This window comes from Saccharibacillus sp. WB 17 (assembly GCF_008634075.2).
Classification (GTDB): Bacteria; Bacillota; Bacilli; order Paenibacillales; family Paenibacillaceae; genus Saccharibacillus; species Saccharibacillus brassicae.
Genome location: NZ_VPFK02000015.1, coordinates 14,622 through 36,706, shown reverse-complemented (window position 1 = coordinate 36,706; position 22,085 = coordinate 14,622). Strand labels below are relative to the sequence as shown.

Below are 22,085 nucleotides of genomic sequence, written 5' to 3'. Positions count from 1 at the left end.
CCTCGTCGCAAATTTAAAACCTGGGCCCAAGGCCCGAATTTCAGCTTTCATTTTATCATGCGGGGTTTTATTTCGCAAAAGCCGTTTTATATGTTTTCAACAAAAGTTTTCAATTTTCACACCTAATTCTTCACCGTTTTCGTTAGCGCTCGGGCCACGCCGCGACGACCGACGCGTATTCGTCCAGCGCGGCGATTCCGGCTTCGGTCAGCTTGTAGCGCCCCCGCGACACCCGCTCGAACCAGCCGTAATGATTGTCTCGCAGCATCGCCGCCGCTTTGCCGACGCCGGCCGCTTCCTTGAGCATGACGGGGGACGCTTCGCCGAACATCCACAGTTGGCGGGCGACTTTCAGCGCGTTTTCCCGGTAGGCCGTCACGATTTTGCGTTTGCTCGAACCGCCGACGTTGTGGTCGCCGCTGCGCGCGTCGAATTCCGCCCGCAGCCGCTTGGAGCGCGTGCCCGGTTTTTTGCTCCCGGCGCAGCCGGCTTCGCAGAGCACTTCGACGAACGGGTCTTTGGTCTTGTACAAGGTGACGGCGATCAGGCCGAGGCCGAGCCGTCCGCACAGCAGCGCGATATCGCCGAACCGCTGGTTATGCGCGCCTTTTTTGGTTCGATTGCGTTCGACCGCCAGGTAGACCCGGCCTCCGGTCCGCTGACGGTCCGCGCCCTGAAGCAGCAGCTCCAGCGTAAACGTCTTTTTGATCTCGACGATCAGCGGTTCCGGTTCGCCGTCGCGGTAGCCCAGCAGGTCGCAGTGGCGGACTTCGCTTTTGACGGAATAGCCCTGCTGCTCGAAAAAGGCTTTGAGCGGCGGATACAGTTCCGTTTCGTATTTCACGGCCATCTTCTAAGCTCCTTTGACAGGTGGAATTGCGTAAATTCAATATCTCATCATACCGCTAAAACAGTCGGTTGGCAAAAAAGCTTGTCGCGCAACGGACACCTATATATAATAGAAGAAATAAATATGGTTTTCCGGACGGAGTCTTGCCAAAACGCAAAATCCGGCCGGGAAGGAGGTAAAGCGATGGCTTCGATTCATGATGTAGCCAAAGAAGCGGGCGTGTCCGTTGCAACCGTTTCCAAGGTCATTAACAATTATCCGGACGTGAGCGATAAAACGCGCAAAAAAGTAAGCCAAACGATCAAGGATCTCAAATACCATCCGAACGTCGCGGCCAGAGGATTGGTCAAAGGGCGTTCGTGGACGGTCGGCGTGTTCGTCACTTCGCCGTTCACGAATCCGTTCGTGACGGAACTGCTGGAAGGGATCAAGACGGCGCTCCAGAACAGCGGGTACGACCTCGTGCTGCTGTCCACGCGTTTCGACGACGACAGTTACTCGTTCGTGGAGCACTGCCTGAGCCGGAACGTGGACGGCGTGGTCGGCTTCGGCGTGGACCGGGACGATCCGCATCTGGAAGAACTGCTCAAATCGGATATTCCGACCATGTTCGTCGACGCGGATATTCGCGGACCGCGGGCAGGCTACATTACGACCGAGAACAAAGCGGGCACGATGCAGGCGGTCGCGCATCTGGCCGAACTCGGCCATTCGCGCATCGCGTTCATCTCGGGCGAGCTGGACAATGCGGTCGGCGCCCTGCGCCACGAAGGTTACCTCGAAGGGATGAAGACGCACAAGCTGAACGTTCCCAAATCGTACGTCAAAGTCAGCGACTATTCGATGGAAGGCGGAACGGTGGCGATGAACGAGCTGATGGAGCTTAAGGAACGCCCGACGGCCGTCGTCTGCACGTCGGACATGATGGCGATCGGCGCTATCAGCGTTATTCACCGCAGCGGCTTGTCGGTGCCCGAAGACATTTCCGTCGTCGGCTTCGACAATACGTATTATTCGGAAATTTTCAGCCCGGCGCTGACGACGATCAACCAGAATATTCGCTCGATCGGCTCGCACGCGATCGAGACGCTGATCACGATGATCGAGAACACGGATTTTCTGCCGCCGGTCGTCACGGAACCTTCGAATCTGGTCGTCCGCTGCACGACGGCCAAGCCGGGCGGCGCCAAGTCCTGATCCGGCAGCGCCGTAAGCGGGAACCGCGGCGCATCCGTCCGTAGTCCCCGCGGTTCGAACCGCCGGATCGGTTCGTATCGGATCAGAGCGAATCGGTTCGAATCCTTTCGGATCGGCGAATACCGTTTGCCGGAATCGATGGATATCGCTTGATGCACAGACCCTACCCATTTGCGGCAGGGTCTTTTTTTATTTTACCGATACTAACAAAAATCTATTATAAGTATTTTGTTAGTTATAAAAAATAAAATAAGCATAAAAGTTAGATCTTTTATTGAATTTCAGCGCGGGGGATGATACGGTGTGAAGGAGAGTAAAAGCGGTTACACTTTGGCAGGGGAGGAACAAATTTTGAACGAAATCAAATGGGAATTGAACGAATGGACTTTCCGGGAAGCCGGACAGCAGGAATGGCAGCCGGCGGTCGTGCCGGGCTGCGTGCACAGCGATCTGTATCGGAACGGGCAGATTCCCGATCCGTATTACGGCACGAACGAACATGATTTGCAGTGGATCGACAAGCGCGACTGGGAGTACGAGACGGCGTTCACCGTGCCCGGCGATCTGCTGCGCCAGGACAATCTCAGCCTCGTGTTCGACGGCCTGGACACGTATGCGGACGTCGAACTGAACGGACAGCGCATCCTGTCCGTCGACAATATGTTCCGCACGTGGAATGTGCCGGTCAAGACGCATCTGACGGAAGGCGAGAACCGGCTGCGCATCGTGTTCCGTTCGCCGATCAACGAAGACCTGCCTAAGCTTGAGCGGCTCGGGTACGCGCTGCCTGCCGCCAACGACCAATCGGAACTCGGCGGACTCGGCGACAAGCGGGTCAGCGTGTTCGCGCGCAAAGCGCCGTATCATTACGGATGGGACTGGGGCCCGCGCTTTGTCACGAGCGGCATCTGGCGCGCGGTGCGGCTGGAAGGCTGGACGGGCGTGCGCATTACCGACCTGTGTATCCGTCAGGACGAAGTAAGCGCGTCGCAGGCCAAGCTGACCGCGCTGCTGACGATCGAATCGGATCGTGATTTCGAAGGCCGGCTGCGCCTGTCCGCGGAAGGATTCGAAGTCCAGCATACGGAAGCGATCCGTCTCGGCGACAATACGGTCCGCCTGGAATTCGCGATAGACGATCCGAAGCTGTGGTGGTCGAGAGGACTCGGCGACGCGCATCTGTACACGTTCAAGGCCGAGCTGCTCGAAGGCGAATCGGTCAGCGCGTCCAAGAGCGTACGGACCGGCCTGCGCAGCGTCAAGCTGAAGCGGGAAAAAGACGGCGCCGGCGCTTCGTTCTACATCGAGCTGAACGGCGTGCCGGTCTTCGCCAAAGGCGCGAACCATATTCCGAACGACAACTTCGAGACGGACGTGACGCGCGAGCGGTACCGGTACGAGATCGTCTCCGCGGCCGAAGCGAACATGAACATGCTGCGGGTGTGGGGCGGCGGTATCTATGAAGAAGACGCTTTCTACGAGCTGTGCGACGAGTACGGCATCATGGTCTGGCAGGACTTCATGTTCGCCTGCAGCATGTATCCGGGCGACGAAGACTTTCTGGAGAGCGTTCGCCACGAAGCCGAAGACAATGTCCGCCGGCTGCGCAACCATCCGAGCATCGTGCTCTGGTGCGGCAACAACGAGATCGATTCGGCGTGGGCGCATTATATTCCGGACGGCGGTTGGGGCTGGAAAAAAGACTATACGCCGGAGCAGCAAAACGTCATTTGGGCCGATTACGAAACGATTTTCCATCAGCTGCTGCCAAATGCGATCTCCAAGCTTGCGCCGGGCGCGGAATACTGGCCTTCGTCGCCGCTCGTCTCGCTGTCGAACGACGAGAACCAGCACGCGCATCCGGGCACGTCGGAAGGCGATATCCATTATTGGGGCGTGTGGCACAATTCCGAACCGTTCGAGAACTATAACAAATACATCGGCCGCTTCATGAGCGAATACGGCTTCCAATCGTTCCCCGAGCACAAATCGGTGCTGCAATATGCGCCGGAAGACGCGCTGCAGCTCGATTCGAAAATCATGCTCGCGCATCAGAAAAACGGCCGCGGCAACTTCCTGATCAAGGAATACATGGACAAGTACCTGCCGGAACCGAAAGACTTCGTCTCGTTCCTGTACATGAGCCAGGTGCTGCAGGCCGAAGCGATGAAGTCGGCGATCGAAGCGCACCGCCGCAGCATGCCGTACTGCATGGGCACGCTGTACTGGCAGATGAACGACAGCTGGCCGGTCGCTTCCTGGTCGGGCATCGACTATTACGGCCGCTGGAAAGCGCTGCATTACTACGCGCGCCGCAGCTTCCGCGATCTGTCCGTCTCGATCGACGGCACCAACGGGGAAGATTTGAACTTCCATATTCTCAACGACGGCTTAAGCGCCGAATCGGTGTCGCTGAGACTGCGTCTGGTCAGCTTCGGCGGCGGCGTGCGCGGCGAACAGGTGCTGAATCTCGAAGCGGCCGCGAACAGCGCCGCCAAAGCGTATTCGGTCAAAGCGGCCGAGCTGCTCGGCGCGGAAGCGCCGGAGCGCACGGTGCTGGTGGCCGAACTGGAACAGGGAGGCCGCATTCTCGATCAGCGGACGCACTACTTCGTGTCCGCGCGCGAAATCGGGCTGTCGGCGCCGAATATCGTCGTCAGCCGTACGGACGACGGCGAAGGCCGATCGACGTTCACGCTGGAGACGGACGCGCTGGCCAAGCAGGTCTGGCTGTCCGCCGAAGCGGAAGGCGTCTTCACGGACAATTACTTCGACCTTGTGCCGGGCGAACCGGTCACGGTCGAGTTCCAGGCCCGCCGCGAAGACGGAACGCTGTCCCACGGCTCCGCCGGAGCCGTCGAAGTCAAATCGATGGCCGATTTCATCAAGCTGTAACGCGCAGCGTTCATGCGTCCACGCGGGCGCAGATTCCGCCCGCTGCGGCAAGCCGGCATGCAGCCGCCGATCCCCCAGGGGACGGCGGCTGTTTGGCGTTCACGAGACAAACCGGGCTTCCGACTTGTTCCGCCGATCGGTGGAAGCTTATAATGAACGAACGAGCGTTTACCCTGAGGAAAAAGGAAGTGCAGCATGCAGCCCATACCGATTCGAACGACGCGCAGCTACAAAATGGCCCGCGTGTTCCCGACCGACGTCAACAGCTACCAGACGCTGTTCGGCGGCCGGCTGATGGCGTATATCGACGATATCGCGTCGATTGCCGCCGCCAAATTGTCGCGCGCCAATACGATTACCGCTTCGACGGACTCCGTCGATTTTCTGTACCCGATCTACATGACGGATTCCGTCACGCTGGAAGCGTTCGTCACCTGGACAGGCCGCAGCTCGATGGAGACTTTCGTCAAAGTCATACGCGAAGATCTCAAAAGCGGCGAGCGCCAGATCGCGGCCACGGCGTTTCTGACGTTCGTCGCGATGGACGACCACGGCCGCAAAATCGAAGTCGCGCCCGTCGTGCCGGAGACGGAAGAAGAACAGAAGCTGCACGACAGCGCGCCCGAGCGGGCGCTGATGCGCAAGCAGCGCCGCGAAGCGAGCCGCGCGTTGGCCGAATTTTTGACTTCGCGCTATCCGTGGGAGCCGGAACACGAAGCCGATTGAAGCGGAAACGTCCGGCTTTATAGAAACCAGCTTTATTTTATTCACCTACTTGTAAAAGTGTGAATGATCGTTTAGAATGTAACCAGAGCTGAAAGCCGCAGGGCTTGCGAAAGTTTGCGAAACGGAATGAAGCGCATGTTCTTTTTACGAAAAAAGACCGGGGCGATTCTACCGTGACAACTTTCACAGGCAGCGGACAGAAAAAGGTTTAAACTAAGACTATCAAAATACAAATGAATAAAGGATCTTCGGGGTAGGGTGAAATTCCCGACCGGCGGTAATGGTTCGCTTATGCGAACTTGGCCCGCGACTCCCGCGGCGTCTTCGAGAAGAAGCCGCGGGACTGATCTGGTGCGATTCCAGAGCCGACGGTACAGTCCGGATGGGAGAAGATCAAGCACAGGCATGCCGGTGTACGTACACTGCAGGTTTATTTATGGAACCTGCCGCAGCTACCCGCCGCGTATTTGGCCTGCCGCTCGACCCTTCGATTGACGTAAAAACCGCCCCGAACGCCGGATCTTCCGGCTTCGGGGCTTTTTGCGCACGGGATCCCCCTTATTCGGATGAGGAGACTAGGGAAATGACAACCGACAATCGTAATCACTTGAGTCAAGCACACACGGGAGGGAACGGATCTTCATTTTTCTCCAGAGCCGGCAGCGGCTTCTGGCTGATCGTATTGGGAGCGGCGCTCTGGGGCGTCGATCCGCTGTTCCGCATCCTGCTGCTGGAATCGATGACTTCATCGCAGATCGTTCTGCTCGAACACGTCATTATCGCTTTGTTCGTCACTCCGATCCTGTGGAAAAACCGCGCGGAACTGAAAGGTCTCGGCCTGCGGCACGTCGGCGCGCTGCTGTTTATCTCGTGGGGCGGCTCGGCGCTCGCGACGTTGATGTTCACGCTTGCGCTGCAGCATGCGGGCGGCGCCTTCAACACGGTGCTGCTGCTGCAAAAGCTGCAGCCGCTGTTCGCCATCATCCTGGCGCACTTCATGCTCAAGGAATCGCTGCCGCGCCGCTTCGGCCCGCTGCTGCTGGTCGCGCTGTTCGGCACGTATCTGCTGACGTTCGGCTTCACGATGCCGGTCGGCCATGCCGGCGAGTTTTTCCAGCTCGGCAGCCTGCTCGCGCTGGGCGCCGCCGCCCTGTGGGGCGGATCGACGGTCATGGGCCGCTTTATGGTCGGCAAGCTCAAATACGAGACGGTCACTTCGCTGCGCTTCATTCTGGCGCTGCCGCTTCTGCTGGCGATCACGGCCGGGGAAGGCGCCGCCTGGGCGCTGCCGGCCGGAGGCATCGCGCTGACGCTTGTCGGCGTCAACCTGCTGCTGCAGGCGCTGCTGCCGGGCCTTCTCAGTCTGCTGGCCTACTACAAAGGACTCAAAACGACCAAAGCGTCGGTCGCGACGCTGGCCGAACTCAGCTTCCCGATGGTCGGGGTGCTGATCAACTGGCTGTACGGCGGGGAAGTGGTGACGTCGGCGCAGATCGTCGGGTTTATCCTGATCTGGTCGGTCCTGTTCGTTATCTCCCGTCAGCAGACCCAGGAGATCGGGCCCAAGAGCCTGTCCCAACAAGCGGCCTGACCGTAAATGTGCAGCCATACAGACGTTTCGCCGGGAAAGCCCGGGAAACGTCTTTTGTTTTGGGCGTTCGTTCGGGGCTGTCGGCGGTCGCCCCGAATTGTTCGATGTGTGCGCCGAGGCTATGTTATGATAGACGTATTCGCACAATTTTTGCCGGACCGACGAACACGGTCGATGACCTGCTTATCTTATATAGACGAAATGGAGAGACTTCTCATGAATACCCAAAATACCTGGTCGGCGGTCAGCGCCGACCGTCCGTTTGTCCGGCTCGTTCCGGACGTGCAGTTCGCCCAATTCGCGGGCGGCAAGACGCTCAGCCTGAACCTGCTGCTGCCGGCTTCCGACCGGCCCGTGCCGCTGATCCTGTGGATCGTCGGCGGGGCCTGGGTCAGCTGCAACGCGGCGCGGAACCTGCCGCAGCTCGTGCGCTTCGCGGAGCAGGGCTACGCCGTCGCCGCGATCGAATACCGCCTCGCGCACGAAGCGCGCTTTCCGGCGCAGATCGAAGACGCCAAAAGCGCGCTGCGCTTCCTGCGCGCCAATGCGGCCAAATACGGCATCGACGCCGACCGAATCGGCGTATGGGGCCATTCCGCCGGCGGACAGCTGGCGGCGCTGCTGGGCGTGACCGGCGGATCGCCCGAATTCGAGACGGCCGACCATCTCCAGCAGTCGACCGGGGTGCGGGCGGTCGCCGAATTCAGCGGCCCGATCGATATCGAACTGGACTTCCAGAGCGAATACCATATGCCGGTCATGGCGATGATGCTCGGCGGCACGATCCGCATGAAGCCGGAACTTGCGCGCAGCACGAATCCGATCGCCTACCTGGACGGCCGCGAAGTGCCGCCGTTCCTGATCATGCACGGCGATGCCGACACGACCGTCCCGCTGCGTCAGAGCCAGCTGCTGCACGATGCGCTGACGGAAGCCGGCGTTCCTTCCGAATTCTGCGTGCTGGAAGGCACGGGCCATTCCACCGCCGAGCTGCTGACGCGCGGCGACGTGCTGGACAAGGTCGGCGAATTTTTCGACCTGCACCTTAAATCGTGAGCTTCAAATCGTGAATTGCAAATCGTGAATTTCAAACAAAAAAAGGCCCGGCGGATTACTTCCGCCGGGCCTTTTTTTATCGAATCCAAATCTTCCGTCTGCTTAAATCTTCCGCTGCATCCAAACATCAGAACGTCGTGAAGCCCGCCCGCATCTGAATACGGTACACGATGTCTTTGAGCCACGTCGTCGGTTCCAGATGCTCTTCGAGGTCGAGCGTGTACTCGGCGCCGTCGTTGGTCCAGATCCGCTCGAAATAAGCGCGAATCCCGTCCATCAATTCGGTGTCCGCCGCCGCTTCGACAAACAGGTCGTTCTCCAGATTGTAATCTTTCAGATTGCGCGGCGTGAAGTTGGTGGAGCCGGCCAGCACGCTGCTGTCGCCGGTTTGACGGTCCACGAAGATCATTTTGGAATGATACTGCTCTTTGGTCGTATTGTACCAGCGTATCGCGATTTTGTCCGGCGCTTCCTTGTGCAGGCCGGCCGCGACAGGGCGGTTCGGGATACCGATTTTGTCCCGGCCGAACGCGTTCTCGTTCGGATCGAGCACGAGCCGCACTTCCGCGTCCCGATCGGCCGCCGCGCCGAGTCTTTCCAGCACTTTTTTGTCCGCGAGATAGAACATGCCCATCCAGATCGTATCGCCGGACACGGCGCTGTCGATCTCCTGCAGCACCCGGTCGTACACTTTGCCTTCCGTCAAATACTGCACCGCATATTGGCCGTCGGCGCCCGCCCCCTCGTCGGCCGTATAGACCGGAAGCGTGCCGCCGCCCGACATGTCGAGCACCGCCTGCTCCGCTTGAAGCATGTCGCCGATGATCGGGCCGTCGACTTCAAGCGCGATATTCGAATGGTAGGCGCTGGCATCGTGGATATTGCCGCTGGAGACGATCGCGCTTTTCTCCGTGATAAACGCTTTGCGATGGTTCGCTTTGACGTTCAGCAGCTTCAGATACGAACGCATCGTGATGTCCGGGCCTTCGGTCGCCATCAGGTTCGGCACCCAGCCGCTGCCCGACTGGCCGAACCACTGGATAAACGTGCGCCAGACCGCCGAATAGGCCGGCGTGGAATCGCGCAGCGGATCGACGTCGGTAATGACCACCCGGATGCCGGCCTGCTTGAGGTTTTCGAGCAGGGCGTTCGGCGCCGAACCGTAGTTGGTATTGACCTCGTCCGTGATGAACACGATATCGAGCTCGGGCACCGCCTGTTTGCGTTCGATCAGCGCTTTGGCCAGCTTGGCGCTGACTTTGGGATACTGCTGGTCTTCGTGCGTGTAATCGTTGAACAGAAAAACGTCGATGACGATAAACCGTTCCGCTTCGCCGATCAGCTCGATCGTCCGGTCAAAAATTTGCCTCTCCTGCGTAAACTCGCGCGTCTGCGCCGGATACGTGAGGTCGTACAGAAAATCGACCCGGTCCGTGCGATAGACGGGGCTTGCGTACGAAACGCCGTCCGGCAGCGGTTTGTTCATCTGGTAGACGATGACCGCCAGCAGCCATACGACGAGCAGCAGGAGCGCGGTGCGAATGATCCGTCCCCCGGAAAAAGGAGCCCGGGAACCCCGGGCGCGCCTGCCCGGTCTGTGCCTGGTTTCTTTGTGTTTTCCCGCCGCCCGCATGATGGTCGAGCTGCGGTGCGTCGTCCATGATTCTTCGTTTCGCATCCCCGTTCATCCTTCCCTTTGCGATGGGCAAGCTTGCACAATCGCGCTAACTGTATATAACAACAAGCAAGCTAAATGAAGCACTCCCGGGGAAGGGAAGATGCAAAAGAGGCCGGCAACTGGATTTCCCCTATTTTTTATACAAAATTTGAGATAAAATACGGGGTATGCAGTTGGATTAGGCCGTTTTACGGATTATGCAAAAATGAAAGGGAGTCGGCTTTGAAAAATCCATTCGATTTGTTAGGAGAAACGTTTGCGGAGAGTGAAATTTATCGTCCGCTGTTCGTATATCATCCCGACGCCATCTACGTGATGAACATGGCGGGACAACTGATTTACGCAAATCCCGCGACCGAGCGCATTAGCGGCTACACGCTGGAAGAGCTGCAGGCGATGGATTTGCGGGAGCTTTACCGGGACGGCGAATACGAACGGAGCCGGGTCGGCCGCGGCGCGATGAATGAGCAGAAGCACCTGGAATTCAAGCTGAACATCGTGAGCAAAAGCGGCAGCCTGCGGACCCTCGCGGTCACTTACGTGGCGATCGAACAGGAAGGACGGCGGGTCGGCATCTACGGCATTGCCAAAGACATCACGGAAGCCGAAGACAAAAACCGGAAGCTGAAAAAGCAGGAGAAGCTGTACCGGTCGTTGTTCGAATACAATCCGGCCGGCATTTTGTCGTTCGATGCGGAAGGCCGCTGTTTGTCGGTCAACCCGAACCTGGAAGCGATGACCGGATACGCGAGCGGCGAACTGTCCGGGCGGCCGTACCTGAACTTTTTTCCGGCCGAGACGACGGAGCGGCTGCGGGAGCGCTTCGAGCGCACGTTCCGCGGCGAGTCGGGCAATTTCGAGACGCAGGTGCAAGCCAAAGACGGCCAGCGCATCGACGTTAATCTGACGGTGCTGCCGATCATCGTGGACGGCGAGACGCTCGGCGTCTATATGATCGCGCTGGACATCACCGAGTGGAAACGGCAGATGCAGCGCAGCCGCGAACTGACCGAGCAGTATACGTCCATTCTGAACGGGGTATCCGAAGGCATTTTCGAGATCAACCGCGAAGGACGTTCGATCTTTATCAACCGGGCGGGAGCCCGTATGCTCGGTTACGCAAGCGGCGAATTCGAAAACGTCTATAACCACGACCTGATTCACCACAGCCGTTCCGACGGCACTCCGTATCCGATCGAGGAATGCCCGATCCACCGCTCGATCCGGCAGGGCGATTCCTGTTTCGTCGAAGGCGAAGTGTTCTGGCGCAAAGACGGAACGAGCCTGCTGGTCGAATACCGGGTCAATCCGCTGTTCGAGAACGGCGAACCGGCCGGCGCCGTCGTCGTGTTCAAGGACGTGACGAGCCAGAGCGAGATCGTTCGGCAGAAGAACGAAGCGCAGCGGGGACTTGCCGCCAAGACCGAGTTCCTCAGCCTTATGAGCCATGAGATCCGCACGCCGCTGAACGGGGTACTCGGCATGGCCGATCTCATGTCCGATACGATGCTGACGGGAGAGCAGCGCGATTATATGGAAGTGCTGCGCCTCAGCGGTCTCGGCCTTCAGGTCGTCGTCGACCGGATTCTCGATTTCAACGCGGCCGAGAGCGGCAGCCTGACGTTCGAACGCGAATCGTTCGATGCCCGGCTGCTGCTTGAAAAAGCGGTGGCGTCTTTCTCCGTCCAGGCGGAAGCTTCCGGGGTGGAGCTGGATCTGCGCTTCGGCGAAGCTTTCCCGAAGCGGCTCGTCGGCGATGCCGGCAAGCTGCGGCAGATTCTGGTCGGCCTGGTCGGCAACGCGGTCAAATTTACGCCGAGAGGCCGCATCGTCGTGACAGCCGACTGCGTGATGCGGCCGGGGACGGACGACGGCGAACCGCTCCGGTACGTGCTGAAGGTCGACGTGCGCGACAGCGGAATCGGCATTCCGGCGGACAAAATGGAGCTGCTGTTCCAGCCGTTCTCGCAGATCCATTCGGCGATGGACCGCCGTTACGAAGGCACGGGACTTGGCCTTGCGATCTGCAAACGGTGGATCGAGCGTATGGGCGGCACGATCTGGGCCGAGAGCAGCGAAGGCGAAGGATCGGTCTTTTCGTTTGCGCTGCCGCTGCTGGGCGAAGCCTGAGCGGCGGGCGGCAGAGCGGAACGGCGTTAGACGCGAAGACGGCGCGGCGGCGTGCATGATAACGGCAGGCAACGCAAAAACGGCGGCGCAATCCTCAGAGGATTGCGCCGCCGTTTGCGGTTCGGCTTTTATTTTAACGCATACATCAAGCCGAGCGTGCCCGGTCCGCAGTGGGTGGAGATGACGCAGCCGGCGGTGCACAGCAGCACTTCGCGGGCGCCCGTCTCGCGCAGGATCGTTTTGCGCAGGCGCAGGGCGTCCTGCTCCGCATCCGCGTGCACGACAGCGACGGGACCGTCCAGCCGGTCTTTGTTGGCGAGCAGGTTTTGCAGCATTTTATCCAGCGCTTTCTCGCGTTTGCCCCGGACTTTGTAAGCCGGCGTCATCGCGCCGTCGATCACTTTGATGATCGGACGGATGCTGAGCAGGCTGCCGATCAGGTTCTGCATGCCCGAGCAGCGGCCGCCTTTGTGCAAATATTCGAGCGTGTCGATCGCGAATTCCGTCTCGATGCCGGGCAGCGCAAGCTGCAGCATATGTACGATCTCCGGAACGTCCATGCCGGCTTCGACGGCCCGCGCTGCGCGCAGCACCTGCAGACCGATTGCCGTAGACAGGTTGCGCGAGTCGAACACCGTCACCTGGCCGGGCTCGAAATCGTCGGCGGCGATCCGGGCGTTCTGGTAGGTGGACGACAATTCGGCCGACAAGCTGATGTATAGGATGCGATCTCCCCGTTCGAGCACCGGCGCAAAAGCCCGGCTGAAATCGGCAGGCGAAGGCGCCGCCGACTTCGGCAGTTTGCCCTGCCGGGAGACTTTGTCGAACAGCTGCGAAGGGGTCAGGTCGGTACCGTCCCGGTACGTCTGGTCTTCGAATACCACATACAGCGGAACGATGCCGATCCCGTACTGCTCAAGCAGTTCCGGGGGAAGGTCGCTGGTACTATCGGAAAAAATTCGGATGTTGGACATGTTCATCTCCTTGTAACCGCTCCCGAGCGTTTTGAGAGCAAAGGGGCGAAATAAGCGAATTCGGAACGTTTTCCATACAATGGCGTTCCGTTACCAGTATAGCACGATCGGTGAAGATTAGGCAGGCCAAAGGCCGGCGCTTGCGCACCGGCCTTTTTGGCGAAGCGGGGACGATCTTTCGAACGTAAATTCGGAAGCAGGGGAGCGGCTGCGGCTTACAGCCCGCCCGCGCCCATCAGCGTGCTGATCAGGATAAATCCGCCTCCGCCGAGCAGGCACAGCGCGTTGAGCGCGGTACCGATCACGGCGAACACTTTTTTGCGCGTTTTGGACACCAGGCCGACGATGCCGAGAATGACGCCGATCAGATTGAGCACGGCCGCGCCCAGCAGGCTCGCAATAAGCACGAGCGCACCGACGCCGACGCTCATCATCTGTTCTTCGGTCGCCGTATACGGATCGAACGTCGTGCCCGCGGAGCCGATCGAATAGACGACGCCGACCGCGGAAACGAAAAAGACGACGTACAGCGCGATCGCGACGAGCGACAGGACGAACGAGGCGATGCCGGGTCCCGAATGCTTCAGCTTGCCGAACTCCCGGTCGTCGCGCGGAAATTCGTCGTAGGGACTGAACGGCGGATTCATGCGTTCTTCGTACGTTCGCCCGTCGTTGTCGTTCAGGTACGGGTCATCGGAAGGCTGCGAGCCGAATTCGCCGCGTTCCGGGTTTTTGCGCAGATCCGGACCGTTCTGGCGGCCGTTCGGACCGTCGGGCGGGGGAAAACGATTATCCATGCTTCAACTCTCCTTTGTATAGGCAACTTTTATGTGATTACTCTTCCATATTTGACTGTAAAAAGCAACCTTAAGTTGCGCACATCTTCCTTGATACGGTTCGGATCCCGAACGGTTTCGAAAAGCTGCGCGCGAAGAAGGTGGCTTTTTCTGGTCTTTCGCGCCGCCACGCTCTATAATAAAGGTCGATTTGCGGGAGTTCGGGCGATCCTGCGCCGCCGGGTTTCCGCAACGAGGCGAACACAAGGAAAAGAGGGATAGCATGCAGAGGAAAATTGCGGTCACGGCCTGCCTTCTGGCCATGATCGGCGTCGGACTCGGCGCGTTCGGCAGCCATATGCTCGGCGACGCCATCGGCGAAGACTCCATGAAGACGTTCCAGACCGGCATTCAATATCATTTCATTCACGCGCTGGCGATGCTGATCGTTGCCGTCGCGATGGGCGTATGGGGCGAATCGCGCGGCCTGGCGTGGGCGGCCTGGCTGTTCCTGGCCGGCATCGTCTTGTTCTCCGGCAGCCTGTATCTGCTGAGCACGACCGGCCTGCGCATCTTCGGGCCGATTACGCCGCTCGGCGGCGTGGCCTTCATCGCGGGCTGGGTCGTGCTGGCCTTCTCCGCCGGCCGCCGGTCCGAAGCGCGCTGATTCCGCGCTGCGGAACCGGGCTTGCGCCGCGCCAAGCCAAAAAGACTCCGGAAGCCGCTGAGACGCGGTTCCGGAGTCTTTTTTAATGGAAAGGACAGGCTGCGGTGCAGCCTCTACTGACCGGTCAATTCGTCGATCTCGTTGAGCGAGAAGCTGTAGACCTGCTTCTCGTCGACGTGGTAGACACTCAGCATCTGCGCGGATTCGTCGAAGTTGAGAATCCGGCACGGGATGCTGAGGCGATTGCCGCCCGGCTTGTTGACGATCAGGCGCACGAGCCGGTTTTTGCTTATGCTTTCCCGAATGTCGTCGGGAGTCAGGTAAGAAGCAGGTTTGGGCGCCGCTTTGGGAGCCGGCTGCGAAGCGATTTGCGCGGCTGCTGCTTTGGCTTGGAAGCCTTTGGCCGCGGACAGCGTCGCCCGGGATTTCTCCTGGTAATTCGTCTTCATGCTGGCCAGCGCCGATTCGATCACCTGACCGAGTTCGATGCCGGAATTGATCCGAAGGTCGACCACCTTGTCGGAATCGTTCAAAAGGGCCAACAGGGCTTGCAGCGCTTGGCCGTTGGTCGAGCCGTCGATCAAAATGTCCACGTTGAAAAGAAATCCGGAACGTTCTTGCGATGTCTTATTGGTCATAGTTCCTCCGGTCTGAACCCGTTCTGATTCGGACCTCGATCTTGAATGCGATCGGGACCCGGCGTTCTCCAATGATAGCATGACTTTTGGCATAATCCTAGGGGTTGGTAAGCTTGCAGGCATGAAAATATCCAGTTTAATGGAGGAGGCCGAGCAGGTGTTCTTCGGCCGCCGCGTTCTTCCGCCTTTGGGGTCGGGCGCGGCACGTTTTGGAACGTTGACTTGTTTCGCCGCATTTTTGTTCGGGTAATCTGTACTTAGAAGCGGCCAAGAGAAAAGCGAAGCCGTGCCGGTCTTACACACACGAACTTCCCACGCGATGAACCGAACACACAACGCGCGGAATACATTTTAAGGAAAGAGGGATTAATCATGGACAAGACGAAAACAGAAGCCCAAACCAAAACAATCGAGGAAATTCTGAACCGCCAGGTCGCGAACCTGAACGTTCTTTACGTGAAGATCCATAACTTCCACTGGTATGTAAAAGGCGAAAACTTCTACACGCTGCACGTGAAGTTCGAAGAACTTTACAACGAAGTGACGGAGAAGATGGACGAAGTGGCGGAGCGCATGCTGACAATCAAAGCAAGCCCGGCCGCAACGATGAAAGAATATCTGGAGCTGTCCAGCATTCAGGAAGCTGCCGGCAACGAAGATTACCGCACGATGGTACAGACGCTGATCGAAGACTTCGCAACGGTAGCCGAAGAGATGCAAGAAGGTCTCGAACTGGCTGAAGAAGCGCACGATCAAGCGACAAGCGACATGTTGATCTCGATGAAGCAGGATCTCGAGAAACATATGTGGATGCTGCGTTCGTTCCTCGGACACTAAGATTCAAGCTTGACGCACCTTTACGATTCCGGCTTCGGCCGGACATAGGCAAAGCCCGGTCTGATGCAGACCGGGCTTTTGTTATTGAACGTCGGTCCCGCCCCTGCGAGAAGACACAAAAGAAGACCTAAATCGCCTCGGCGCGTTCATGGATAAGAAGCTTTAATTTTTAAATATATGGCGATTCGTTGAACTACAAAATAAATTCGGGTAAAATAAATTGAGAATCAACGATAATCAGTTTATAATCATTACAAGGTTATAATTATTTTGGTTAGAGCGTTTGATCAAAAGGATATCACGGATTCACCATTATATTTCTGGAGGGACGCTGAACATGGCAACTAAATTCGTCATCGAAGGACTCAAAGCTCAAATCGAAGGCAAGGAAATTCTGAAAGGCATCAACCTGGAAATGAACGGCGGAGAAATCCACGCGATCATGGGACCGAACGGCACAGGCAAAAGTACGCTGGCTTCCGCGCTCATGGGACATCCCAAATATGAAGTTACGGAAGGCACGGTTACGCTGAACGGCGAAGACGTGCTGGACATGGGCGTCGACGAACGCGCGCTCGCCGGCATGTTCCTCGCCATGCAGTATCCGAGCGAAATCGCCGGCGTGACGAACTCCGACTTCCTGCGCAGCGCGATCAATGCCCGCCGCGGCGAAGGCAACGAGATCTCGCTGATCAAGTTCATCCGTCAAATGGAAGGCAGCATGAAAGGCCTGGAGATGAATCCCGAGTTCGCGCACCGTTACCTGAACGAAGGCTTCTCCGGCGGCGAGAAAAAGCGTAACGAAATTCTGCAAATGATGATGCTCGATCCGAAAGTCGTCATTTTGGACGAAATCGACTCCGGTCTCGACATCGACGCCCTGCGCATCGTAGCGAACGGCGTGAACGAAATCAAGCACGAAGACCGCGGTTTCCTGATCATTACCCACTATCAGCGCCTGCTGAATTACATTACGCCCGACTTCGTGCACGTCATGATGCAGGGACGCATCGTCAAGTCCGGCGGACCGGAACTTGCGGCGCGCCTGGAGCAGGACGGTTACGACTGGATCAAGGAAGAACTGGGCATTACCGACGAGACGGTCGGACAAGAACAAGAAGCGTAATCCAATAAGGAACGGAAGGAGGAACACCGATTATGACTTTAACAACCATTCTTCCGGTTCAGGCCGCTCAGATCACCGAGTGGGCCGCAGCCCGCGGCGAAGCCGCATGGCTGACCGAACGCCGCTTGCAGGCGCTCGAACTGGCCGCTTCGCTGGAACTGCCGAAGCCGGAAAAAACCAAGCTCGACCGCTGGAACCTGAGCGACTACGGCACGTTCAAAGCGGCCGCTGCCGTATCTTCGCAAAGCGACCTGCCGTCCGCAGCGCAGGATCTGATCGAAGAAGGCACGCAGAACCTGATCGTGCAGCACAACTCCGGCGTCGTGTTCACTTCGCTGTCGGAAGAGCTGAGCGCCAAAGGCGTCATCTTCACCGATCTTGAAACGGCTGCCCGCGAGCACGAAGTGCTCGTCAAGAAATACCTCGGCACCGCCGTGAAGCCGAGCGAACACCAAGTGTCCGCGCTGCATCACGCGGCGTGGAACGGCGGCGTATTCCTGTACGTACCCAAAAACGTCGAACTCGAAGTGCCGCTGCAGGCCGTGTTCCTGAGCGACGACGCTTCCGCTTCGTTCGCTCCGCACATCCTGGTCGTGGCCGACACGAACAGCCGCGTCACTTACGTGGACAACTACGTGTCCGCCGGCCTGAACGGCAGCGTGCTGCATAACGGCGCCGTCGAAGTCATCGCGCTGGACGGAGCCAAAGTCCAATACGCGACCGTTCACCAGTTCGGCAAAGAAGTGACGGACGTCTCGTACCGCCGCGCACTGCTGTCGAACGACGCCGATATCGAATGGATCGTCGGCGAGATGAACGACGGCGACACGGTCGCGGATACGGCGACGACGCTGAACGGCCGCGGCACGCATTCCGATGCGAAGATCATCGCGATCGGTTCCGGCGCGCAGAAGCTCAACTTCACGACCCGCGCCGTCCACTTCGGCAAATCGTCGGAGAGCGACATGTTCACCCGCGCGGTTATGAGAGAAGAAGCGCAGGCGATCATCAACGGCATTACGAAGATCGAGCACGGCGCGACCAAGTCGAACGGGCAGCAGACGGAAAAAGTGCTGATGCTGAGCCCGAACGCACGCGGCGACGCGAACCCGATCCTGCTGATCGACGAAGACGACGTTATGGCCGGACACGCGGCTTCCGTCGGCAAAGTCAATCCGGATCAGGTCTACTACCTGATGTCGCGCGGCATCTCCAAGACGAATGCCGAGCGCCTGATCATCTACGGCTTCCTGGCGCCGATTATCGCGGAGATCCCGCTGGAACTGCTGCGCACGCGCCTGCAGCGTATCGTTGAGAGAAAGCTGGGGCAGTAATGAACGCCTCCGTTCGGGAGCAATTCCCGATTCTCAGCCAGGAAGTGAACGGCCACCCGCTGGTCTATCTCGACAGCGCGGCGACTTCGCAGAAGCCGCGCGTCGTGCTTGACGCGCTGCGCCGTTATTACGAATTCGACAACTCGAACGTGCACCGCGGCGTGCATACGCTGGGCAGCCGGGCGACCGACGCCTACGAAGGCGCACGGGAGAAAGTCGCGAAGTTTATCGGCGCGGCCCATGCCGAAGAAATCATCTTCAACCGCGGCGCGACGGTGGGGCTCAATCTGGTGGCTTCCTCTTACGGGGACGCCAACGTGCAAGAAGGCGACGAGATCGTCATCACGCCGATCGAGCACCACAGCAACCTGATCCCTTGGCAGCAGTTGGCCAAGCGGAAGGGCGCGACGCTCAAATATATCGAACCGAATCCCGATGGCACGATCACCGTGGAAGCCGCGGCCAAGGTCATCACGGACAAGACCAAAATCGTGGCAATTGCGTACGTATCGAACGTCATGGGCGTCGTCCACCCGGTCAAGGAAATCGCGGCGCTTGCCCACAAGCACGGCGCGATCCTCGTGGTCGACGGCGCGCAGAGCACGCCGCATATGCAGGTCGACGTGCAGGATCTGGACTGCGACTTTTATGCCCTTTCCGGACATAAAATGTGCGGACCTACCGGCATCGGCGCCCTGTACGGCAAAAAGGCGCTGCTTGAGCGGATGGAGCCGGTCGAATTCGGCGGCGAGATGATCGACGAAGTCGGCCTCTACGAATCGACCTGGAAAGATCTGCCGTACCGGTTCGAAGGCGGCACGCCGATTATCGCCGGCGCCGTCGGACTCGGGGCGGCGGTCGACTTCCTGACCGAGCTCGGCATGGATAACATCGCCGAGCACGAGCACCGGCTCGCGATGTACGCCATGCGCCGCATCAACGAGATCGAAGGCCTGCGGGTGTTCGGCCCGCAGGAGCGCAAAGTCGGCATCGTGACGTTCAATCTGGACGACGTGCATCCGCACGACGTGGCGACCGTGCTCGATTCGTACGGCGTCGCGATCCGCGCCGGCCACCACTGCTGCCAGCCGCTTATGCGCTGGCTGAACGTGAGCTCGACGGCGCGCGCCAGCTTTTACCTGTATAATAACGAACAAGACATCGACCGACTGATCGACGCCTTGATCCGGACAAAGGAGTACTTTGGAGATGCAACTTGACGATCTGTACCGCCGCGTCATTATGGATCATTACAAAAATCCTCGGAATAAAGGCAAGTTCGAAGACGAAGGTGTCACGATCGACCTCAACAATCCGACCTGTGGCGACAAAATTTCGCTGCAGCTTCAGTTGGAAGACGGAGTCGTGAAGAATGCCCGCTATACCGGCGACGGCTGTTCCATCAGCATGTCTTCCGCATCGATGATGACGGAAGCGGTCAAAGGAAAGACGCTGCCGCAGGCGCTCGAACTGGCCGAACGCTTCTCTTCCCTGATGAAGGGCGAGAACGTGGAATTCGAAGAATATGAAGATATCGAAGCCTTATCGGGCGTAAATAAATTTCCGGCCCGGATCAAATGTGCCACCCTTGCCTGGAACGCCCTGCGCAAAGGAATCGAACGGGAAGACCACTAAGAAAAGGGAGGAATCAACATGGCTAAACAAGCACCGATTAGCGAAGATTACCAATATGGTTTTCGCGACGAACACGAGTCCATCTACAAGAGCGGCAAAGGCCTGACCAAGGAGATCGTGATTTCCATTTCCAAAATGAAAAACGAGCCCGAATGGATGCTGGACTTCCGCCTCAAAGCGTTCGAACAGTTCCAGAAAATGCCGATGCCTACATGGGGCGGCGATCTGAGCGAACTGAACTTCGACGAGATTCAATACTACGTCAAAGCTTCCGAAGGCCAGAGCAAGACGTGGGAAGAAGTGCCAAGCGAAATCAAGGAAACGTTCGACAAGCTGGGCATTCCGGAAGCGGAACAGAAGTTCCTCGCCGGCGTCTCGGCGCAGTACGAATCCGAAGTCGTCTACCACAACATCCAGAAAGAGCTCGAAGACCAGGGCGTTATTTTCATGGATACCGATACGGCGCTCAGAGAGCACCCGGAAATTCTGAGAGAACATTTCGCCAAAGTCATTCCGCCGACCGACAACAAGTTCGCGGCGCTGAACAGCGCGGTATGGTCCGGAGGCAGCTTTATCTACGTGCCTAAGGGCGTCAAATGCGAAGTTCCGCTGCAAGCTTACTTCCGGATCAACTCGGAAAACATGGGCCAATTCGAACGCACGCTGATCATCGCGGACGAAGGCAGCTTCGTGCATTATGTGGAAGGATGTACCGCTCCGGTCTACGGAACGAACTCCCTGCACAGTGCGGTCGTTGAGATCATCGTCAAAAAGGACGCTCGCGTTCGTTATACAACGATCCAGAACTGGTCTTCCAACATCTACAACCTCGTAACCAAACGCGCGGTTGCCGAAGAGAATGCCAACATGGAATGGGTCGACGGCAACATCGGCTCCAAGCTGACGATGAAATATCCGGCTGTCGTTCTCAAAGGACGCGGTGCCAAAGGTTCCGTCCTGTCGATCGCGGTTGCCGGCAAAAACCAGCATCAGCACGCGGGCGCGAAAATGATCCACCTGGCTCCGGACACGACATCGACGATCATCTCCAAGTCGATCAGCAAGCACGGCGGCAAGGTGACGTATCAAGGTCTCGCTTCGTTCGGCCGCAAGGCGCAGGGCGCCAAGTCGAACATCAAGTGCGATACGCTCATTCTCGACAACGAGTCGACGTCGGATACGATTCCGTACAACGAGATTCTGACCGACGACGTGATGCTGGAGCATGAAGCGACAGTCTCGAAGGTATCCGAAGATCAACTCTTCTACCTGATGAGCCGCGGCCTCAGCGAGAACGAAGCGACGCAAATGATCGTCATGGGCTTTATCGAGCCGTTCACCAAAGAACTGCCGATGGAATACGCGGTTGAAATGAACCGTCTGATCAAGTTTGAGATGGAAGGCTCGATCGGCTAAACCGATCGCTCCTGTTCCTCCGTTATATCCACAAATCTCCGGGCCTGCCCGGAGATTTTTTTTTGCGTAAAATGAAATTCCCCAAAAGGCTGCTGACATGCCGTTGTCAGGAGGAGACCTATACAATGAACACAGAAACATTCACAAATAAGCGCTCAGACAAAGGAGAATACCCAAATGCCAGTCATTGGACCCGATTTTATCTCTTTGCAGGTGAACGATCTCGATCGTTCTGCCGCTTTCTATCAAGATTATCTGGGCCTCGTTCGCTCGCCGGCCGGCCCGCCTCATGCCGTCGTGTTCGAGACCCGGCCGATCGCTTTTGCCCTGCGCGACCTGCTGCCGGGCGTCGAGCTCGGCTCGCCGGTTCAGCCGGGACTCGGCGTTGCGCTGTGGCTGCATGCGCCGGAGGCGCAGGAGCTCCACGACAAGCTGCTTGCCGCAGGGGTGGAGATTACGTCCGCTCCGATCGACGGACCGTTCGGACGCACGTTTACGTTTGCCGATCCCGACGGGTACCGTATTACGCTGCACAGCCAAGCCGGATAATTAAACGCAA

General features: G+C 58.2%; 19 protein-coding genes and 1 riboswitch. Of the genes, 14 read left to right on the top strand and 5 right to left on the bottom strand.

Features of this window, described 5'->3' with window-relative positions; all coding sequences use genetic code 11:
• Positions 1-142 precede the first annotated feature (142 nt).
• Positions 143-850: a DUF2161 family putative PD-(D/E)XK-type phosphodiesterase gene (locus FTE24_RS07470; protein WP_150231379.1), complete on the bottom strand. Its 708-nt coding sequence runs from the start codon at positions 848-850 to the stop codon at positions 143-145.
• A 183-nt stretch (positions 851-1,033) separates the two neighbouring features.
• Between FTE24_RS07470 and FTE24_RS07465 the strand changes: the two genes are divergently transcribed.
• From FTE24_RS07465 to FTE24_RS07445, 5 genes are all read left to right on the top strand, one after another.
• Complete coding sequence (locus FTE24_RS07465; protein WP_150231377.1) at positions 1,034-2,047, top strand: LacI family DNA-binding transcriptional regulator; 1,014 nt, start codon at positions 1,034-1,036, stop codon at positions 2,045-2,047.
• A 351-nt stretch (positions 2,048-2,398) separates the two neighbouring features.
• The gene (locus FTE24_RS07460; RefSeq protein ID WP_150231375.1) at positions 2,399-4,942 is read left to right on the top strand and encodes a beta-mannosidase; all 2,544 of its coding nucleotides are present in this window, start codon (positions 2,399-2,401) and stop codon (positions 4,940-4,942) included.
• Between the two features lie 195 nt (positions 4,943-5,137).
• Positions 5,138-5,668: an acyl-CoA thioesterase gene (locus tag FTE24_RS07455; RefSeq protein WP_141449079.1), complete on the top strand. Its 531-nt coding sequence runs from the start codon at positions 5,138-5,140 to the stop codon at positions 5,666-5,668.
• Positions 5,669-5,908: 240 nt separating this feature from the next.
• Positions 5,909-6,066, top strand: a riboswitch (FMN riboswitch).
• 209 nt (positions 6,067-6,275) lie between these two features.
• Positions 6,276-7,259, top strand: coding sequence for a DMT family transporter (locus tag FTE24_RS07450; RefSeq protein ID WP_150232565.1), 984 nt, complete (start codon positions 6,276-6,278; stop codon positions 7,257-7,259).
• A 216-nt stretch (positions 7,260-7,475) separates the two neighbouring features.
• Positions 7,476-8,315: an alpha/beta hydrolase gene (locus FTE24_RS07445; RefSeq protein ID WP_150231373.1), complete on the top strand. Its 840-nt coding sequence runs from the start codon at positions 7,476-7,478 to the stop codon at positions 8,313-8,315.
• Positions 8,316-8,442: 127 nt separating this feature from the next.
• On the opposite strand, the gene FTE24_RS07440 is transcribed toward FTE24_RS07445, so the two are convergent.
• Positions 8,443-9,948, bottom strand: coding sequence for a phospholipase D family protein (locus FTE24_RS07440; RefSeq protein WP_415663157.1), 1,506 nt, complete (start codon positions 9,946-9,948; stop codon positions 8,443-8,445).
• 267 nt (positions 9,949-10,215) lie between these two features.
• Here FTE24_RS07440 and FTE24_RS07435 point away from each other — a divergent pair, with 267 nt between their 5' ends.
• The gene (locus FTE24_RS07435) at positions 10,216-12,123 is read left to right on the top strand and encodes a PAS domain S-box protein (protein WP_160441691.1); all 1,908 of its coding nucleotides are present in this window, start codon (positions 10,216-10,218) and stop codon (positions 12,121-12,123) included.
• A 128-nt stretch (positions 12,124-12,251) separates the two neighbouring features.
• Here the strand turns inward: FTE24_RS07435 and FTE24_RS07430 are convergent, their stop codons facing one another.
• Both FTE24_RS07430 and FTE24_RS07425 read right to left on the bottom strand, forming a co-directional pair.
• Positions 12,252-13,097, bottom strand: coding sequence for a DegV family protein (locus FTE24_RS07430; RefSeq protein WP_150231367.1), 846 nt, complete (start codon positions 13,095-13,097; stop codon positions 12,252-12,254).
• Between the two features lie 215 nt (positions 13,098-13,312).
• Positions 13,313-13,894 carry a YIP1 family protein gene (locus FTE24_RS07425; RefSeq protein WP_141449085.1) on the bottom strand — a complete coding sequence of 194 codons (582 nt, stop codon included), beginning with the start codon at positions 13,892-13,894 and terminating at the stop codon, positions 13,313-13,315.
• A gap of 262 nt (positions 13,895-14,156) precedes the next feature.
• Between FTE24_RS07425 and FTE24_RS07420 the strand changes: the two genes are divergently transcribed.
• Complete coding sequence (locus FTE24_RS07420; protein ID WP_141449086.1) at positions 14,157-14,540, top strand: DUF423 domain-containing protein; 384 nt, start codon at positions 14,157-14,159, stop codon at positions 14,538-14,540.
• A gap of 113 nt (positions 14,541-14,653) precedes the next feature.
• On the opposite strand, the gene FTE24_RS07415 is transcribed toward FTE24_RS07420, so the two are convergent.
• The gene (locus FTE24_RS07415; protein ID WP_150231365.1) at positions 14,654-15,178 is read right to left on the bottom strand and encodes a hypothetical protein; all 525 of its coding nucleotides are present in this window, start codon (positions 15,176-15,178) and stop codon (positions 14,654-14,656) included.
• Between the two features lie 372 nt (positions 15,179-15,550).
• Here FTE24_RS07415 and FTE24_RS07410 point away from each other — a divergent pair, with 372 nt between their 5' ends.
• The 7 genes from FTE24_RS07410 (at position 15,551) to FTE24_RS07380 (ending at position 22,075) form a co-directional block, all read left to right on the top strand.
• A complete protein-coding gene (locus FTE24_RS07410; protein WP_141449088.1) occupies positions 15,551-16,015 on the top strand; it encodes a Dps family protein in 465 nt (154 codons plus the stop codon).
• 337 nt (positions 16,016-16,352) lie between these two features.
• A complete protein-coding gene (gene sufC, locus FTE24_RS07405) occupies positions 16,353-17,141 on the top strand; it encodes a Fe-S cluster assembly ATPase SufC (protein WP_150231363.1) in 789 nt (262 codons plus the stop codon).
• Between the two features lie 32 nt (positions 17,142-17,173).
• The gene (gene sufD, locus FTE24_RS07400) at positions 17,174-18,475 is read left to right on the top strand and encodes a Fe-S cluster assembly protein SufD (RefSeq protein ID WP_150231362.1); all 1,302 of its coding nucleotides are present in this window, start codon (positions 17,174-17,176) and stop codon (positions 18,473-18,475) included.
• Entirely contained in the window at positions 18,475-19,695 is a 1,221-nt protein-coding gene (locus FTE24_RS07395) for a cysteine desulfurase (protein WP_150231359.1), read from the top strand. Before sufD ends, FTE24_RS07395 begins: the two co-directional genes overlap by 1 nt.
• The gene (gene sufU / locus FTE24_RS07390; RefSeq protein WP_141449092.1) at positions 19,685-20,110 is read left to right on the top strand and encodes a Fe-S cluster assembly sulfur transfer protein SufU; all 426 of its coding nucleotides are present in this window, start codon (positions 19,685-19,687) and stop codon (positions 20,108-20,110) included. Before FTE24_RS07395 ends, sufU begins: the two co-directional genes overlap by 11 nt.
• An 18-nt stretch (positions 20,111-20,128) precedes the next feature.
• Positions 20,129-21,526 carry a Fe-S cluster assembly protein SufB gene (gene sufB / locus FTE24_RS07385; protein WP_150231357.1) on the top strand — a complete coding sequence of 466 codons (1,398 nt, stop codon included), beginning with the start codon at positions 20,129-20,131 and terminating at the stop codon, positions 21,524-21,526.
• 177 nt (positions 21,527-21,703) lie between these two features.
• The gene (locus tag FTE24_RS07380; RefSeq protein WP_150231355.1) at positions 21,704-22,075 is read left to right on the top strand and encodes a VOC family protein; all 372 of its coding nucleotides are present in this window, start codon (positions 21,704-21,706) and stop codon (positions 22,073-22,075) included.
• Positions 22,076-22,085 lie beyond the last annotated feature (10 nt).